This is a genomic window from Actinosynnema pretiosum (assembly GCF_002354875.1).
GTDB lineage: Bacteria > Actinomycetota > Actinomycetes > Mycobacteriales > Pseudonocardiaceae > Actinosynnema > Actinosynnema auranticum.
On sequence record NZ_CP023445.1, the window covers coordinates 4834083 to 4851846 of the forward strand.

14 protein-coding genes are annotated in these 17764 nt (G+C 74.8%); 7 read left to right on the top strand and 7 right to left on the bottom strand.

The genetic code is table 11. The features are described 5' to 3' along the window. Positions 1–48 precede the first annotated feature (48 nt). From CNX65_RS20590 to CNX65_RS20605, 4 genes are all read right to left on the bottom strand, one after another. Positions 49–795, bottom strand: a complete 747-nt coding sequence (locus CNX65_RS20590) for an SDR family oxidoreductase (protein ID WP_096495218.1) — start codon at positions 793–795, stop codon at positions 49–51. Between the two features lie 75 nt (positions 796–870). Further along, positions 871–1569, bottom strand: a complete 699-nt coding sequence (locus CNX65_RS20595; protein ID WP_096495219.1) for a DUF899 domain-containing protein — start codon at positions 1567–1569, stop codon at positions 871–873. Between the two features lie 16 nt (positions 1570–1585). After that, entirely contained in the window at positions 1586–3145 is a 1560-nt protein-coding gene (locus tag CNX65_RS20600; protein ID WP_096495220.1) for an AMP-binding protein, read from the bottom strand. Continuing rightward, positions 3142–3972, bottom strand: a complete 831-nt coding sequence (locus CNX65_RS20605; RefSeq protein WP_096495221.1) for a p-hydroxycinnamoyl CoA hydratase/lyase — start codon at positions 3970–3972, stop codon at positions 3142–3144. The genes CNX65_RS20600 and CNX65_RS20605 overlap by 4 nt, the downstream gene beginning before the upstream one ends. Positions 3973–4368: 396 nt before the next feature. Between CNX65_RS20605 and CNX65_RS20610 the strand changes: the two genes are divergently transcribed. Both CNX65_RS20610 and CNX65_RS20615 read left to right on the top strand, forming a co-directional pair. After that, on the top strand, positions 4369–6336 hold the full coding sequence (locus tag CNX65_RS20610; RefSeq protein ID WP_096495222.1) for a CRTAC1 family protein: 1968 nt from the start codon (positions 4369–4371) through the stop codon (positions 6334–6336). A 97-nt stretch (positions 6337–6433) separates the two neighbouring features. Beyond that, positions 6434–7456, top strand: a complete 1023-nt coding sequence (locus CNX65_RS20615) for an enediyne biosynthesis protein (RefSeq protein WP_096497897.1) — start codon at positions 6434–6436, stop codon at positions 7454–7456. Between the two features lie 64 nt (positions 7457–7520). Here CNX65_RS20615 and CNX65_RS20620 read toward each other — a convergent pair whose 3' ends face one another. Further along, positions 7521–8309: a helix-turn-helix domain-containing protein gene (locus CNX65_RS20620; protein WP_177154290.1), complete on the bottom strand. Its 789-nt coding sequence runs from the start codon at positions 8307–8309 to the stop codon at positions 7521–7523. Between the two features lie 988 nt (positions 8310–9297). Here CNX65_RS20620 and CNX65_RS20625 point away from each other — a divergent pair. The 4 genes from CNX65_RS20625 (at position 9298) to CNX65_RS20640 (ending at position 14630) form a co-directional block, all read left to right on the top strand. Beyond that, complete coding sequence (locus CNX65_RS20625) at positions 9298–9870, top strand: hypothetical protein (protein ID WP_096495224.1); 573 nt, start codon at positions 9298–9300, stop codon at positions 9868–9870. 4 nt (positions 9871–9874) lie between these two features. Beyond that, positions 9875–11347 carry a DUF6239 family natural product biosynthesis protein gene (locus CNX65_RS20630; RefSeq protein WP_096495225.1) on the top strand — a complete coding sequence of 491 codons (1473 nt, stop codon included), beginning with the start codon at positions 9875–9877 and terminating at the stop codon, positions 11345–11347. Between the two features lie 75 nt (positions 11348–11422). Continuing rightward, on the top strand, positions 11423–13249 hold the full coding sequence (locus CNX65_RS20635) for an FAD/NAD(P)-binding protein (RefSeq protein ID WP_096495226.1): 1827 nt from the start codon (positions 11423–11425) through the stop codon (positions 13247–13249). Between the two features lie 91 nt (positions 13250–13340). After that, positions 13341–14630 carry a putative PEP-binding protein gene (locus CNX65_RS20640; protein ID WP_218180558.1) on the top strand — a complete coding sequence of 430 codons (1290 nt, stop codon included), beginning with the start codon at positions 13341–13343 and terminating at the stop codon, positions 14628–14630. Between the two features lie 6 nt (positions 14631–14636). Here CNX65_RS20640 and CNX65_RS20645 read toward each other — a convergent pair whose 3' ends face one another. Together CNX65_RS20645 and CNX65_RS20650 are read right to left on the bottom strand one after the other, a co-directional pair. Further along, positions 14637–16652, bottom strand: coding sequence for a xanthine dehydrogenase family protein molybdopterin-binding subunit (locus CNX65_RS20645; protein ID WP_177154291.1), 2016 nt, complete (start codon positions 16650–16652; stop codon positions 14637–14639). Then, entirely contained in the window at positions 16649–17113 is a 465-nt protein-coding gene (locus CNX65_RS20650; protein ID WP_096495229.1) for a (2Fe-2S)-binding protein, read from the bottom strand. Before CNX65_RS20650 ends, CNX65_RS20645 begins: the two co-directional genes overlap by 4 nt. Before the next feature lie 238 nt (positions 17114–17351). Here CNX65_RS20650 and CNX65_RS20655 point away from each other — a divergent pair, with 238 nt between their 5' ends. Next, on the top strand, positions 17352–17699 hold the full coding sequence (locus CNX65_RS20655) for a polysaccharide lyase (RefSeq protein WP_157767753.1): 348 nt from the start codon (positions 17352–17354) through the stop codon (positions 17697–17699). Positions 17700–17764: the final 65 nt, after the last annotated feature.

Here is a 17764-nt window from a genome sequence, read left to right on the forward strand (position 1 = left end):
GGGACCGGAGAGCGCTCCGGTCCCGCCCCCTCGAACGGGGTCGCGCGCTCAGCGCAGCTCGCGCAGCCCGGCGCCGCTGAGCAGGTAGGCCGGGGCGACGGTGCCTGCGCTCAGCAGCCCCACCGCGGCCCGCCCGGCGATCTCCGGGGTGAGCAGCGGCTTGTGGTGCTCCAGGAACGCCTTGACGGGCGCGCCCGCGCGCTCCGCGTACGCGGCGACGGCCGCCGAGCCCACGCCCGTCTCCGGGGCGAAGCGGGGCAGCACGGCGGTGAACGACAGGTCCAGCCCGGCCCGGTCCGCCTCGCCCTGCGCGTAGCCGGTGAGGAAGCGCTGCATGGCCTTCGCGCCCGCGTAGCCGCCGCTGAGCGGGGAGCCGTCGGCGTTCAGGGCCGCGCCGCTGCTGACCACGACCACCCGGCCGCCGGGCCGCAGCGGGGCGGTCAGCGCCTCGCGCAGCCAGTCGAAGGTGATCCGGACGTCGGTCTCCCAGTTGACCGAGAAGCTCTCCCAGTCCTGGTCCTGCAGCGGGCGCATGACCGGGACCGCGCCCGCGACCACCACGAGCGCGTGCGGCTCGTGGCGGGCGATCAGCTCGGTCGCGGACTTGCCGTCGGCGGCGTCCACGACCTCGGCCCGGACCTGCCCCGCGCCCGAGGCGGGCGCGGTGTGCTCGACGGCGGTGCGGGCGACCGCGACCACCGAGGACCCCGCGTCCGCCAGCGCGGCGGCGATCCCCCTCCCCAGGCCCCGGCTGGCGCCGACGACGATCGTGGTCCTGCCGGACAAGTCGCTCATGGTGGTGCCCTCCCGGTCGTGGTGCGGGTGTCCTGATGGGGGTGCCGCGGCGCGGGGGTGCCGGCCGCGTGGCCGTCAGCCCTTGAACCTGGTGTTGTTCCACCAGTTCTCGCCGGGCCCGGACGCGTCGTCGGCCTCGTAGCGGTCCTTGAACCGCCACCAGTCCCACGGGTGCTCCAGCTCGTCCTCGCGGCGGCCGAGGTGGGTGATGTCCAGGTAGTTGTAGAAGTTCTTGAAGATCTCGCCGCCCCGGTCGAACACCGAGTAGGTGTGGAAGACCCGGTCGCCCTCGCGGTAGAAGGCGCTCACCCCCGGCGACTCGCCCTGCTCGGTGGAGACCTCGTAGTCGTAGTTGAAGTCGCTGCCGAACGAGGAGTACCAGGGCATGGTCCAGCCCATGCGCGCCTTGAACGGCTGGAAGTCCGGGTACGGGGCGCGGGAGACCATGGCGAACGTGGTGTCGCGCGCCCACAGGTGGGCCAGCTCGCCGACGCTGTCGGCCTGCATGGAGCAGCCGATGCAGCCCTCCTGCGCGCCGGGGCTGTACATGTAGTGGCGGACCACGAGCTGGCGGCGGCCCTCGAACATCTCCAGCAGCGACAGCTCGCCGTCCGGGCCCTGGAACCGGTAGTCCTTCTCCACCAGCACCACCGGCAGCGCGCGGCGCTGGGCGGCGATCTCGTCGCGCGCCCTGGTGACCTCCTTCTCCTTCTCCAGCAGGACCTTGCGGGCCTGCAACCACTCCGCCCTGGTGACGACCTGCGGACTGCTCATCTGTCTCCTCCTCGGGTCACGCGGCGCGGTCGCGGAGCGCGCGGCGCTCGACCTTGCCGACCGGGGTGCGCGGGATGCGGTCGACGAACTCGATCCGGCGGATCTTCTTGTAGGGGGCGACGCGCTCGGCCACGTACGCCATCAGCTCCTCGGCGGTCGTGGCCCCCTTGGCGACCACGAACCCCTTGGGGATCTCGCTGGCCTCCTCGTCCGGCACGCCCACCACCGCGGCGTCGGCGACCTCAGGGTGCTTGAGCAGCACGGACTCCAGCTCGACCGGGGACACCTGCTGCCCCTTGTACTTGATCAGCTCCTTGATGCGGTCGACGAGCACCAGCTCGCCGTCGGAGCCGACGTAGCCGAGGTCGCCGGTGCGCAGGAACCCGTCCGGGCCCAGCACCTCGGCGGTGGCGGCGGCGTCGGTCGCCCCGGCGGCCAGGTAGCCGCGCATCACCTGCGGGCCCCGGATCAGCACCTCGCCGGTCTCCTCCGCGTTCAGCTCCTCGCCGGTGTCCGGGTCGACCACGCGGCACTCGACGCCCGGCGCGGGCGTGCCGACCGAGGAGTCGTTGGCGGGGTGGTCGGACTGCATGAACGAGACCATCGACTCGGTCATCCCGTAGCCCTGGGCGATGCGGCAGCCGATCCGCTCGCGCACCAGGCGCGCGATCTCCGGGTCGAGCGCGGCGCCGCCGGAGACGATGGAGCGCAGCGAGGACAGGTCGTGCTCGTCGACCAGGGGGCTCTTCGCGAGCAGCACGGCCATGGTGGGCACGACGTAGAGCCGGGTGACCCGGTGGTCCTCGACCGCGCGCAGGAACGCCTCGGGGTCGAAGCGGGGCACGGTGATCAGGGTGCCGCCCTGCAGCAGGGTCGCGTTCATCATCATGGTGAGGCCGAAGGCGTGGTGGAACGGCGGGACGGCCAGCACCACCTCGCCCGGTTCGATCGGGGCGACCATGCTGGTGAGCAGCGCCTTGGCGACCAGGTTGCGGTGGGTGAGCACCACGGTCTTGGGGTGGCCGGTGCTGCCGCTGGAGTGCAGCAGGGCGGCCGGGTCGCGCGCCGGGTCGAGCTCCCTGACCGCTGCGGCGGCCGGGGCGCCCGCGTCGTCGGCCAGCGCGGTGAACGGGCGGGCGCCGGGCGCGGGCGCGGTGGTGAGCACCTCGTCGATCCCCACCTGCGCGGCCAGGGCGGTCCCCCGCTCCAGGTCGGCGGGCGCGACGACCAGCAGCCGGGCCCCGGACTCGGTGAGCCGGGCGGCCAGGTCCCGCTCGGTGTCCAGCGGGTTGAGCACCACCACGGCCCCGCCAGCGCCGGTCGCCGCGTGGGCGATCGCGGGGTACTCGGGGCAGTTCGGGGAGAGCACGGCGAGCACGTCACCGGGGCCGAAGCCCTTGGCGCGCAACCCGGCCGCGCACCCGCGCGCGGTCGCGGCGAGCTCGGCGTGGGTGAGCTGCCCGCCACCGGAGACGTCCACGACGGCGGGGGTGTCGCCGTAGGCGTCGGCGCGGCGCAGCACGAACTCGCTGAGGTTGGTGGCGGGGACCTCCACCGGGGGCCCGCTGAAGATCATCGGACCGCGTCCTTCTCGCCGCGGTCGTAGGTGCTCAGGCCCGGCTGGTAGCTGCGCTTCTCGAACTGGCGCAGCGCGACGTTGATCCACTCGTTGCCGCTCAGCCGGGACAGCTCCCACAGCTTGGCCTGGTCGTAGTCGATGGCGGCGGGCAGGTCGAGCCGCGTGGTGCCCTCGTAGACCTGCTTGGCGAGCTGGAGCGTGATCGGGTTCTTCTTGACGATCTTGCCGACCAGCTCGTCGGTGGCCGCGTCGAGCTGGTCGGCGGGCACCGCGCGGTTGACCAGCCCGTGCCGCTCGGCGTCCTTGCCGGTCATCGCGTCGCCGGTGAGGATGTGGTACAGGGCCTGCTTGCGGGCCAGGTTGTGGGTGGCGGCCCAGGTCGCGCCGCCCGCCGGGAAGATCCCGAAGTTGATCTCGGACAGGCCGATCAGCGCGGTCTCCGAGGCCACCGCGAGGTCGCACAGGCCGGTCACCAGGAACCCGCCGCCGAAGGCGAAGCCGTTGACCTTGGCGATGGTCACCGCCGGGAAGGCCTTGAGGCGCTTGAACCAGGTCAGCGCGACCAGGTTGGTGCGGTGGAACAGCTGCGGGTCGTCGAACGGCCGCAGGAAGCACTCCTCCAGGTCCATTCCCGAGCTGAAGCTGTCGCCGTTGCCGGTGACGACGACGGCTTTGACGGTGCCCGCTTCCTCGATGGCGTCCAGCGCCCGGTTCACGTCCCCGTGCATCTGGGGGTTCATGGCGTTCTTCTTGTCCGGGCGGTTCAGGTAAATGGTGGCCCTGGGGCCGTCGATCTCGACGTTCACGGTTTCCAGCGTGATCATGCCTGACCTCTTCCTGGTGGGGACGACCCGCGGCACGAGGATCACACGACCCGCGGGGCCGGCACTTCTCGCCGATTGCCTTTCCGGGTCAGCGGTTCCCGGCTTCACGCGCGCGTGTTGTCCGGGGGACCCCGACAACGGCGCGACAACGGCGGCGACCGATTTCAGAACGCAAGCAGTGCGGTTGTCGAACCCGTGATCGGAGTCGTGTTCGGGGTGGCGGTCGAATGGGTGAGCAAGTCCGGAGTAGCCCCACCGCTATCGGCTCTGCGACGCTTTTTCCGTTCGCCCGCCCGGAAACCCGCCGACGCCCCCGTGGCGATCCCGCGCGGGTCCCGCGCGCACCCCGGCCGCGCGGGCGTCGCGGCAACCCCGTCCCCGGAAGGAGCCACCCCCGTGTCCTCCACAGCCCGATGGCTGCGCGGGCAACTGCCCGGCGCGCTGGCGCTGGTGCTCGTCGCGGCCTCGTTCACCGCGGCCCGGTCTCCGGAGGTGTCCGCGCAGGAGCGGCGGGACCTCGCCTCCCGCTTCGGGTTCGCCCCGGCCTCGATCGCCCTGCCCGGCGGGTTCACCCAGCGCTCGATCCGCCCGGTGAACCAGCGCTACGCGCACATCAGCGCGTGGATCTCCTCGGTCGGCTCGGCGGTGGCGCTGAACGACCTGGACGGCGACGGGCTGTCCAACGACCTGTGCTACGTGGACGTGCGCACCGACCAGGTCGTCGTCTCCCCCGCCCCCGTGGCGGGCGAGGCGGCCCGCTACGAGCCGTTCGCCCTGTCCACGGGGTCGCTGCCGGTCGACGACGTGATGGCGCCGATGGGCTGCGTGCCCGGCGACTTCAACGAGGACGGCCGGATCGACCTTCTGGTGTACCTGTGGGGCCGCACGCCGGTCCTGCACCTGGCCAGGGCGGACGCCACCGCGCTGGCGCAGGACGCGTACGAGCCGGTGGAACTGGTGCCCGGCAACGGCTCCACCACCTACGACGGCCCGCGCTGGAACTCGAACTCGGCGACGGTCGCGGACTTCGACGGCGACGGCCACGACGACGTCTACATCGGCAACTACTTCCCCGACGGACCGGTGCTCGACCCGGCGCAGAGCACGGGCGTTGAGATGAACGCCTCCATGTCCAACGCCCTCAACGGCGGCGAGGACCACGTGCTGCGCTGGACCGGCGGCAGCGCGGGCGACCGGCCGACCGCGAGCTTCGAGCTCGCCGAGGGCGTGGTCCCGGACGAGGCCTCGCGCGGCTGGGCGCTGGCGTCCGGCTCCAACGACCTGGACGGCGACCTGCTGCCCGAGCTGTACCTGGCGCACGACTTCGGCCCGGACCGCCTGCTGCACAACGAGTCCACGCCGGGCGCGATCCGGTTCCGGATCGCCGAGGGCTCGCGCGGGCCGCTGGAGCCGAAGTCCAAGAACGTCGGCCAGGACTCGTTCAAGGGCATGGGCGTGGACTTCGGCGACCTCAACGGCGACGGCGTGTACGACATGTACGTCAGCAACATCACCACCTCGTTCGGCATCGAGGAGTCGCACTTCGCGTTCCTGAGCACCACCGGCGACCGGTCGGAGGTGGCCCGCGAGCTGGGCGCGGGGCGGGCGGTGTGGGAGGACGAGAGCGCGCCGCTGCACGTGGCCTGGTCCGGCTGGGGCTGGGACGTCAAGCTCGCGGACTTCGACAACAGCGGCGGCCTGGAGATCGCGCAGGCCACCGGGTTCGTGAAGGGCCAGGTGAACCGCTGGCCGCAGCTGCAGGAGCTGGCGACCGCGAACGACGCGCTGCTGGCGAACCCGCTGTGGTGGCCGGTGGTCGGTCCCGGTGACGACGTCGGCGGGCACCAGCGGTTCGCGTTCTTCGCCCGCACCGGCGACGAGGGGTTCTTCAGCGACCTGTCGCACGAGCTGGGCCTGGACGTGCCGGTGCCCACGCGGGGCATCGCGACCGGGGACGTGGACGGGGACGGCAGGCTCGACATGGCGGTGTCCCGGCAGTGGGAGGACCCGGTGTTCTACCGGAACACCTCGCAGCGGGCGGGGAACTTCCTGGGGCTGCGGCTGACCCACGAGGGGCAGCGGCCGGAAAGCGGTTTCCCCGGCGCGGGCTCACCGGTGATCGGCGCGCAGGTGGAGGTGACGACCGCGTCGGGCCGGGTGCTGGTGAACCGGGTGGACGGCGGCAGCGGGCACTCCGGCAAGCGCGGGCACGAGGTCCACTTCGGACTGGGCGAGGACGACGGGGCGGTGCGCGCGCGGATCTCCTGGCGCGACCGGACCGGGCAGGCGCACGAGCAGGAGCTGTCGCTGGAGCCGGGCTGGCACGACGTGCGGCTGGGCGAGCGGGCCGAGGAGGGCGAGTGACGTGGCGGGCACGACAGCGGCGGGGAACGGGCCTGCGGTGAACGGGGCCGCGGTGAACGGGCCTGCGGGCAAGGGGCCTGCGGGCAAGGGTTCCGCGGTGAGCGGGCCCGCGGGCGGCGAGTCCGCGGGCGCGCCGAGGCACGACCCGAAGGTGATCACCGCGCTCAAGCGGTTCGCGATCTCGATCAGCGTGTTCAACGCGCTCGGCTACACCGTGCTCGGGTTCGAGCAGCCGTGGCTGTGGCCGTTCGTCGCGGTGCTCACCGGCTACGCGGTGGAGCTGCTGCTGGAGGCGGTGTCGGCGTGGCAGGAGGGCAGGGCGCCGAGGTTCGCGGGCGGCGGCGCGCGCGGGCTGGTGGAGTTCCTGCTGCCCGCGCACATCACCAGCCTCGCGGTGAACATGCTGACCTACGTCAACGACCGGGTCTGGGTGATGGTGTTCGGCGTGGTGGTGGCGGTCGGCGCGAAGTGGGTGCTGCGCGCCCCGGTGCGCGGGCGGCTGCGGCACTTCATGAACCCGTCGAACTTCGGGATCACGGTGATCCTGCTGGTGTTCCCGTGGGCGTCGACCGCGCCGCCGTACCACTTCACCGAGCACGTGGGCACGTTCTGGGACTGGCTGATCCCGCTGATCATCCTGGTGGCCGGGTCGATGCTGAACGGGGCGCTGACCGGGCGGATGTGGCTGATCATGGCCTGGCTGCTGGGCTTCGCGGTGCAGGCGGTGGTGCGCGGGGTGCTGCTGGACGTGTCGATCCCGTCGGGGCTGGGGATGATGACCGGGGTGGCGTTCATCCTGTTCACCAACTACATGGTGACCGACCCCGGCACCTCGCCGTCGCGACCGGCCTCGCAGGTGGCGTTCGGCGGCGGGGTGGCGCTGGTGTACGGGGTGCTGATGGGCATGAGCATCCCGTACGGGATCTTCTTCGCCACCGCGATCGTGTGCCTGGTGCGCGGCGGTTTCCTGTGGGCGCTGCACTTCGTGGACCGCTCGCGCGAGCAGGCCGCGGCGCGGGTCGCGGCCGAGCGGGCGGCGGCGGTGGGCCCGGCGGCGGACCCGGTGCTGGACGGCGCGCCGAACGGCCTGCCGGGCGGGGCGCGGGTGGCCGCGGGGTGAGCTGAGCGCTGAGCGCGCACGACGCGGGCCCACCACCCCAGGGGTGGTGGGCCTCGGCGCGGGCTCAGCCCGCGGCGGTCGCGGCGAGCACGATGGTGCGGATGTCGACCAGCGCCAGCAGCACCGGCGGGTCCAGCGCGCCCCTGGGCCGCAGGTCCAGGTCGATCCGCTCGACCAGCTCCCCCGGCGGCACGGTCACGGGCCCGGCGGAGGCGACCGACGGGGGTTCGGCAGCCGCCCGCACGGGCTTGCCCGCGAAGGACGGGTAGGCCGTCGTGGACAGCACGTGCCAGGTGCCCGGCGGCACGTCGGTGATCGTGTACGGCCCGGTGCGGTCGAGCACCGTGCAGCGGGCCGGGGTGCCCTGCGGGATCAGGTCGGGGAACAGGCCCACGAAGATCGGGCCCGGCAGGTCGCCCCTCGGCGCGCCGACCCGGCCGCGCACCTCGCCGAGCCCGCCGCCCTCGGCCAGCGGGCCGACCGGTGCGGAGGCGGCGACGAGCGCGGAGGTCTGCGGCGGGAAGCCGCCGAGCTGGCGGTAGGTGGTGGGCGAGACGCCGACGCTGGCCCGGAAGCGGGAGCTGAACGTGCCGACGCTCGTGTAGCCGACGCGGTGGCTGATGTCGGTGACGGTGAACGTGGTGGACACCAGCAGCCGCTTGGCCTCCTGCAGCCGCATCGCGGACAGGAACCGCCCCGGCGAGACGCCGGTGACGCGCTGGAAGACCCTGGAGAAGTGGAACTTGCTGTACATCGCCGCTCGGGCCATGTCGTCGATGGTGAACTGCTCGCCCATGCTGCTGCGCATGAATTCGATGACGCGACCGACTGCCTGTTCCACGACTTCCTCCACCAGGGCTCCCATCCTCGCGTGCGGAGGCGAAAATCGCGCCCGCAGCGCGCCGCGACGCGTTAGCGAAAACAATTTCGGCGGCTCCGGGCCCAACCAATCCACCTGATATATTTCCGGAAGCTACCGGACCCAAACAACCTCCGCAAGCAGCGCATACGACTCCCCAATCCGCCGTTCATGATCGTTCCGCGAACCGGCGCGCGATCCTGAAATCGTCTTTCGGCTCACCTCGGAGGGTGACCTGATAAATAATTTTCATCACCCGGCGCCCGGCGTTTGCTAGACCTTCCGAGTGAGCCCGGACCGAATCCGGTCGCCGAACGCAGTCGGACAATCCGCCCCCACCGGACCGTTCCGGCGAGTCGCACCCGCCGAGCCCCGGCCGGAACGCGGGCGACGCGGCGGCACGGGGCAGCGGGGACGCCGTCATCCGCCCCAGCGGGCTCGGCGGTCGGCGCGCGCGGACGCCCGCCACCTCCGCCACCAGTCGGTTCCGGATCGCGCGGCGCCCGGCGCGGTCCACTGCGGACCGGTGCGACGACCGCCATCGGGAGGGCGAATGGCACCGCACCGTCCTCGCGCGATCGGTCCCACCGGGACGGTCGCGCCGCACATCAAGGCCCCTCCCCCGCCCGCCGGAAGGAAATCCGCACCAGTGCGGACGGGGTGTGAACGATCCCGACCGGACCAACAACGCGCCACGGGCGGTCGCGCGAACGACGATCGCGCGGGGCACTTCGGAAATCCGCCAACCGACCCACGGGTAACTTCCAGCGCCCCGCGGCGAACGCGGACCGGGGCCCCGCGCCGAGCACCGCTCGGGTTTCTCCGAGATTGCCCAATCGCCGCGAACCCGTTCTCCGCAGCCGTTCCGAGCGATATTCTGGCTGGTCAGGGACGGTCCGCAGTTCCGAAACCGGACTGCGCCGAAACCGCAGGGCGCCGAAAGCAGCAGCACCCGACCGGGACAACCGCTTCAGGAGGAACCGTGGTCGACGCGTCGTTACCCAACTCCCGCACCCGCCTCACCGGCGCGGCGCTCAACACCCACTGGCACAAGCCCGCGCTCTACGCCTTCACGGCCGTGGTCGTCGCGCACTGGGCGGAGCACCTGGCGCAGGCGTACCAGATCTACGTGATGGGCTGGCCGACCCCCAGGGCGGGCGGCGTGCTCGGCCTGTGGTTCCCGTGGCTGGTCAAGTCCGAGGTCATGCACTACGGGTTCGCGCTGGTGATGCTGGTGTTCCTCTTCGCGCTGCGCAAGGGGTTCACCGGCCGCTCCCGCAAGTGGTGGGACCTCGCGCTGGGCCTCCAGTTCTGGCACCACTTCGAGCACCTGCTGCTGATCGTGCAGGCGTCGACGGGCGCGTACCTGCTCGGCAAGCCGGTGCCCACGAGCGTGATCCAGCTGATCGTGCCGAGGGTGGAGCTGCACCTGTTCTACAACTTCGTGGTGACCGTGCCGATGGTCGTCGCGGTGATCAGGCACATGCGGCCGACGCCCGAGGAGCGGGCGGGGATGTCGTGCTCCTGCGCCGTCCCGGCGACCTCGGCGGCCTGAGCCGGTGCACGACCACGGCTCCGTCGGCCTGCCGCTCGGCTTCACCCTGCTGCGGCTGCTGCTGCTCGGCTCGGTGACGCTGGTGGCGGCCTGGTCGCTGCTTCGCGCCGCCGTCCCCGCGGAACCCGGTCAGCGGGCGCGGCGGGCGGCGGCCGGGGCGGCGGCGCTCGGCGGGATCGCGGCGCTGCTCGCGGCGGACGCGCGCTGGATGCCGGACCGGGCGGCGGTGGCGGTGATCGCGCTGCTGGTGCTGCCGACGGTGCTGCGCGGCCCGCGACCGGTGCTGGGCTGGTGCGCGACGGCCGGGGTGACGGCGGCGGCGCTGGCCGTGGGCGTGGCGGCGACGCGCGCCCCGGCGGGCGGGACGGCGGCGGGGGCTCCGGCCGCAGGCGGGGCGGGCGCGGACGTGACCGGTGGCTCGGGGCGGGCCGTCGGCGACGTGGCAGGCGCTCCGGGCCTGGCAGGCGGTCCTGGGGCCGCGGGCGGACCCGGACTGGCCGGTGGTCCTGCCCCGGCCGCAGGCTCCGACCTCGCAGGCGGTCCCGATCTCGCAGCCAGCCCCGACCTCGCAGGCGGTTCCCCGCTGGACGCCCTGGTCGCCGGTCCGCCGTCGACGGCGCCCTACCTGGCGCTCATCGCCGCGTTCGCGGGCGCGTCCTGGTTGGCGCTGTGCCCGCCGACGCGGGCGGCGCGGGTGGTCGGGGGCGTGTTCGGGGCGGTGCTGCTGGCCGCGCTCGGGCACGTGACCGCCTCCGGCTGGCTGGTGTCGCCGCCCGCCGGTGACCCCCTGCTGGCCCGCGCCGAGCTGGGCGGCGCACGGGTGGACGTGCTCGTGGTCCCGCACATGCCCGGCTGGAACCTGGTGCAGACCTCGGGCGCCGCCACCTCCGTCGGCAACGCCCCCGCCGCGCTCACCCCCACCTCCCCGGTCGCCGGGCAGGGCGGGCGGTGGGCGCTGGTGTGGCTGCCCGAGGGCAGGGGCGAGCTGTGGCTGGCGGGGGCGGGCGCGCGCACGACCGTGGTCGTGGACACCGGGACGACCGCGTGGACCGGGCGGGACGTGCGCGGGCCGGACGGCCCCGACTACGCGTCCGCCGTGCTGGCCGCCCGGCTCGCGGGCGGGCGGGGCGACCTGCCGCTGCCCGAGCTGTCCGCCGAGGACGCCCGCGCGCTGCGCGCGGAGGTCGCGGCCGTCGGCGGACCGCTCGCGGTGCGGGCGGACGCCTCGCCGCGCTCGGCCGAGGCCGCCGAGGTGGTGCGCGCGGAAGCGGACCGGCTGGGCGTCCCCGTCGACCCGGCCGCACCCAGGGCGCTGGTGCTGGGCGGCGAGCCGACCGGCGACCACCTCGCGCCCTGGCTCGCCCCGCCTGACCTGTCCACCCCGACGGCGCGCCGGTACGCCACCGTGCTCGCCGAGGCGTTCCCCGACGCGCGCCCCACCACGTCCGGCCTGCGCGCCTGGCTCGCCACCACCTGACCCCGCGGCAGCGCCACCCCCGCACCCCGAGCCCGTCCCGCGCTCCCGGCCATCCCCCGAGAGGACCCCCAGAGAATGCCGCTTCCAGCAGACCACCCGCGCAGGGTGGTCATCGTCGGCGCGGGCCTGGCAGGCACGGCCACCGCGATCCGCCTGCTCCGGTTCGCCGCCGAACCGGTCGAGGTGCGCCTGGTGGAGCGCCGGGCCGCGCACCGCAGCGCGGGCGTCGCCTACCACCCCGACGGCAACCACTGGCACCACGTGTTCAACATCCAGGCCGGTCGCATGTCGGTGTTCCGCGAGGACGTGGACGACTTCGTCTCGTGGGCCAACACCGAGGCCGACCGCTCCTCCTGGCCGGACGGGTGGCGCGGGACCGAGTTCACCGAGTCCGGTCCGGCGCCGCGCCGGGTGTACGCCGACTACCTGGCCGACCGGCTGGCCGCCGCCGCCCGCGAGGCCGCGCCGGGCGTGCGCCTGGTGGAGGTGGACGGCGAGGTGGTCGACGTCGAGCCGGACGGCGACGGCCACCGGCTCCTCGTGGAGCTGCCGCCGTCGGCGGGCGGCGGTCGTGAGCGCGTGCGGGCCGACCACGTCGTGCTCGCCACCGGCCTGGAGGAGAAGGACCTGCCGTTCGCGGCGGACGTCGCCGACCACCCGGCGTTCGTGCGCCGCCCGTACTCCCGCGACGGCCTGGAGCGCGTCCTGGCCGTCCCGCCCGACGCCTCCGTGGTGATCGTCGGGACGCTGCTGAGCGCCTACGACTCGGCGGCGCTGCTGCTGCGCCGGGGCCACACCGGCCGCATCCGGATGCTGTCCGGTTCGGGCCGCACCCTGCGCACCTACCCCACCGACCACCGGCACCGGGTGCTCGACCTGCCGCCGCCCCGGCTGTCCGGGCCCCGCTACGAGGGCCGCGACGCGCTGGTGCGGCGCTGGCTGGCGGAGTGGCGGCGGGCCTGCGAGGCGCTGGTCGGCGCGCACCCGGACGTCGCGCCCGCCGTGGTGGCCGAGCGGGTGCTGAAGGCCTGGGAGCCGCACCTGCCGGAGGTGATGGCGCGCATCCCCACGCCGGAGCTGCGCGCGCTGCTGGACGCGCACGGCGGGCTGCTGGCCACCCTGCGGGTCAGCGCGGTCGAGCACACCACCGGGATCGTGGACGCCGCGCTCGCCGAGGGCGACCGGCTCACCGCCGAGTCGGGCCGGGTCGCGGGCATCCGGGCGGTGGACGGGGGGTCGCTGGTGGTGTCGCTGGTGGACGGCCGCGAGTTCCCGGCCGACCTGGTGATCTCCAACTTCGGCCGGGAACCGGACTACGAGCGGGTGGACTCGGCGCTGTGGCGCGGCCTGCTGCGCACCGGGCTGGCCGTGCCGCACGCGCGCACCGGGCGCGGGATCGAGGTGGGCGCGGACGGCGCGCTACTGTGCCCCGGCGGTGCGGAGCGGGGCGGGCTGTGGGCGGTGGGCGGGCCGCGCGAGGGCGACGAGGTGGTGCGCAACGGCAGGCTGGGGGCGTTCTCGTTCAACCTGGCCGCGATCAAGAACCACTCGGTGGGCGTGGCGGCGGCGCTGCTGCGCCGCCTGGAGTCCGGGTACGGCGAACCCGGCCGGGCCGATCCGGGGCTCGCGGACCCGGTGGCGCGCGCGGACTTCGAGCGCGCGGTGGACCTGGACGTGCGCCGCATGGCCACGGCGGACCGCGCCGGGCGGGAGGCGCTGGCGGGGGAGCTGGCGGACGCGGTGCGGTCGGCGCGCGAGCGCTGGGGCGGGTCGGCGGCGCCCTCGGCGCGCGAGCTGCGGACGGCGGTGAACGAGGCCGCGAGCGCGCGCCTGAACGACCTGTCGGTCACCCCGCGCGAGCTGCGCGACCGCCTGGGGTTGGGCGAAACCCTTTCGCGGTAGGTGTTGCCGCCCGATTAGTCCACTGTGGATGGACTAGGACCGCGCACGGGAGGAGATGCGCGGGGCGCGGCGCGGGCAGCACGCTCGTGGCATGACAGCGACGAGCGTGCGCGAGGTTCCGGGTGTGCTGCTGGTCGGTTCGCCGACCACGAGCGTGCAGGGCGAGTGCAACCGGGGAGGTGAGCCGATACCGGGCGCGGTGCTGGTGGCCGAGTCGCTCGGTCCCGAGCTGTACGAGGCGATCGTGGTGTCGGCGGCGGTGGTGTGCGCGCGGGGCGGGCGCACCGGGCACATGCAGTCGCTGTGCCGCTCGCGGGGCATCCCGGTGCTGCGGGTGGCCCCGGCGGAGCTGGGGGCGCTGGCGGGCGAGGTGACCGTGCGGCTGGACCGGGAGTCGGTGCTGCTGGGCGCGGCCGTGCCCGCCCCGCGCGCCCCCGGTCCGGCGCCCGCGCGGTTGGACGAGGTGGACTCGGTGTGCGTGGTGGTGGCGGACGCGACGGACGTGCGCGCGGTCAACGCCCTGTCGCCCTGGGTCGCGCAGGTGGAGAGCTACTTCATCCGGGAGGAGTTCGCCTGCCTGTCGGCGGAGCTGAGCCCGTTCGACGCGCTGCGCTCGGGCGTGGCCGGGGCGCGGCGGTACGGGGCGGCGCTGGCGGACGAGCTGTGCGGGATGCTCGCCGAGCTGCTGCCCGGCCAGCGGTTGGTGATGCGCCTGCTGGACCTGCGCTCGGACGACGCCGCGCAGATCACCACGGGCGTGCCGGTGGAGGGCGAGCCGAACCCGGAGCTGGGTCTGCACGGGGCGCGGTGGCTGCTGGCCGAGGAGAACTACCCGCACGCGTTCCGGGCGCTGCGGGGGAGGTTGCGCGAGCTGGCGGGGCCCGCGGCGGACCGGGTGAGCTTCGCGGTGCCGTTCATCAACGACCGGGACGAGTTCCAGCGGTTGCGCGCGCACCTCGGACTGGACGCGGGGACCCCGCTGGGGGTGTTCGTGGAGACGCCCGCCGCGGTGCACTCGACCGCCGAGTTCTGCGTGGCGGGGGCGAGCGAGCTGTTCGTGGGCACCAAGGACCTGATCCAGTTCTACCTGGCCGCCGACCGGGGCAACCACCTGGTGGCCTCGACCTACCAGACCAGGCACCCGGCGGTGCTGGCGGCGCTGCGGCACGCGGTCACCGCCGGGCGGGGCGGCGGGGTGCCGGTGCACGTGTTCGCGCTGGGCGCGGACGTGGAGCACTACGTGCGCAGGCTGCCGACCCGCAGGCTCATGATGTGCACGGCCGAGCTGCGGCAGGTGGCGCTGGCCGCGGCCGAGCGGGCCGCGGCAGAGCGGGCCGCGACCGGCCGGGTCGCCGGGGAGCCGGTCGCGGCGGCGGGGTGAGGCCGGTCAGCCGACCTCGGAGTGCACCGGCATCCCCGTCACCGGCCTCCCGGTCGCCTGCGCCACGGCCGAGGCGACCGCCGCCGCCGCGGGCGGGTAGGCCAGCTCGCCCATGCCGCCGAGCGGCGCGTCGGAGTCGACGAGCACCACGTCGAACTCGGGCGCGGCGTCGATCCGGGCCCACGCGTAGTCCCGGAACGACGACTGCTCCACCCGCCCGGCCCGGACCGTGATCCGCGCGCCGAGCACCGTGGAGATCGCGTCCAGCGCCCCGCCCTCCACCTGCGCCCGCACCCCGGACGGGTGCAGCGCCTGGCCGACGTCGACGGCGGCGGTCACCTTGCGCACCACCGGTTTCCCCCCGCGCGCGTCCACCTCGGCGAGCACCGCGATGGCCGACCCGTACTCCAGGTGGCAGGCCACCCCCAGCGCCCGCCCCGGCCCCGGCCGGAACCGGACCCGCGCCGCCGCCGCGTCCAGCACGCGCAGCACCCTGGGCTGGTCGGCCAGGAGCCTGCGCCGGTACTCGACCTGGTCCCAGCCCGCGCGCTGGGCGAGCGCGCTGAGGAAGCACTCCTCGGCGTAGGCGAACTGGCCCGCGTAGACCGCGCGCCAGAACCCGGTGCGCAGCGGCGCGGGCAGCACGGTGGCGGTCACCTCGCCGGGCACCGCGTAGGGGAAGTGGTCGCCGCTGGCGAGCACCAGCTGGGGGGTGCCGAAGAACGGCAGCACGGTCAGGCCCCAGGTGGCGACCCGGTGCGCGCGCCGCACGGGCAGGCCGTCCGGGCCGAGCTCGGCGGTGAGGCGGTGCGCCGACATGGGCCGGTACGAGTCGTGCCGGGTGTCGTCCTCGCGGGTCCACAGCACCTTGACCGGGGCGCCCGCCGCGCGCGAGCAGGCGATGGCCTCCAGCGCGTAGTCGTCCTCGATCCGCCTGCCGAACGCGCCGCCGGACAGCGTGGGCTCGACCTCCACCGGCACGCCGAGCGCGCGGGTGAGGGTGTCGCGCAGCCCGCCGGGGTCCTGGGTGGGCGCCCACAGCCGGACCAGGTCGGGGCGGGCGTCGGCGGTGGCGTTCATGGGTTCCATGGGGGCGTGCGCGAGCAGCGGCAGCTCGTAGGCGGCGGTGTGGCCGTTCGCGGGCGGCGGGTCCTGCGGGAGCGCGGCGACCAGCTGCGCCAGCCACTCGCGGCTGTCGGCGTCCGGCGTGCCGCCGGTCCACTCGCAGGTGAGCGCGGCCCGTCCGGCGAGCGCGGCGGGCGCCGAGCGGGCCACCACCGCCACCCCGCCCTGGGCGCCTGCGACGCCGTCGAGCGCGACGGTGGTCAGCACACCGGGCACGGCCAGCGCCTTGGCGTCGTCGTGCGAGGCCAGCCGGGCGCCCAGCCACGGCGGGCGGGCCACGACGGCGGTGAGCAGGCCGGGGAGGGCGACGTCCAGGCCGTACCGGGCGCGGCCGGTGACGATGTCGCGGGCGTCGACCCGCCCGGCGCGCTTGCCGAGGACCTTCCAGTCGGCGCGCGGGGTCAGTTCGACGGTGACGGTGGTCGGGTCGAGCGCCGAGGCGGCCTGCACCAGTTCCGCGTACGGGAGCGCGCGGCGGCGGTGCCGGACGTGGCCGTCGCGGGCGGCGCACTCGGCGACGGGCACGCCCCAGCGCCGGGCGGCGGCGGTGACCAGGAGCGCGCGGGCGGTCGCGGCGGCGCGGCGCACCGGGTCGGCGAGCTGGCGCACCGAGGTGGAGTTGCCGATGCCCTGCCTGCCGTAGCGGGCGGTGTCGCCGGGGGCCTGCTCGACGGCGACCGAGGCCAGCGGCACGGCCAGCTCCTCGGCGACCAGCATGGCGACGACCGTGCGCACGCCCTGCCCGGTGTCGGGCCGGGGCACGGTCGTGGTGACCCGGCCGCGCGCGTCCAGCCGGACCAGCACGTTCGGCACGAGTCCCGCGCCGGAGGCGAAGGCGGGCGCGGGGAGCGCGACGGTGAGCCCGACGGCGGCCAGGAAGCCGCGGCGGCCGATCACCTCGGCCCCCGGTCGCGGGCGGCGCGCTTCACGGCGGCGCGCACGCGCGAGTAGGTGCCGCAGCGGCAGACGTTGTCGCGCAGGGCCTCGTCGATGTCGGCGTCGCTGGGGTCGGGCACGCGGGCGAGGAGGGCGACGGTGCTCATGATCTGGCCGGGCTGGCAGTAGCCGCACTGGGCGACGTCCAGCTCCAGCCAGGCCCGCTGCACCGGGTGGTCGCCGTCCGCGGAGAGCCCCTCGACGGTGGTGACCTCGGCGTGCACCTCGGACACCGGCAGCACGCACGGCCGCGCCGCCGCGCCGCCGACCAGCGAGGTGCACGCCCCGCACGCGCCGACGCCGCACCCGTACTTGGGCCCGGTGAGCCCGAGGTCCTCGCGCAGCACCCACAGCAGCGGGGTGTCGTCGGGCACGTCCACGACGTGCCACCGCTCGTTGACCCGCAACCGCCGTCGCACCACGCGCCCTCCTCGGATCGGCCGTCAGCCAGGGTGCCCCGATCGGACAATCGGCACAATGCGCCCGTTCGGCGGCGGGCGCGGCGTTCGGCGGCGCGCGACCCCTGAGTCGGCCGCGAGGCGTTGACCTTGATCCACCGGGTGTGCCGACACCGGTGCCCCGAACGGCCCACGCTGATCAGGGGGACTGCTGGCGTGGAGGAAGTCCTCGCTGGCGCTGGGGGTGTGCGCGGCGCTGCTCGTGCCCGCCACGGCCGCGAGCGCCGCGACCCGGTCCAACGGCTTCGAGCGGCTGCCCTCGGGCGCGCGGGCCCCGTTCGCGCTCGAACCGGCGCGCGAGCACCGGGTTCGGCAGCGGGTGCGGGTGAACACGGTGGCGGACGGGGTGGCGAACCAGGACGGCGCGGTGGAGGTGTGGTTCGACGGGCGCAAGGCGGGCGAGCGCACCGGGCTGCGGTTCGTGACCAACGCCGACCTGGTGGACCGGGCGTGCTTCTCCTCGTTCTTCGGGGGCGCGGCGGGGAGCTTCGCCCCCCAGCACGACTCGTGGATCTGGCACGACGACGTCAGGTGTCCCCCCTGTAGCTAGCACGGCGGAGTGAACCACGGCCGCGCCCGGCCGGGCAGGCACCAGGATCGCCCCTGGTCGGAGCC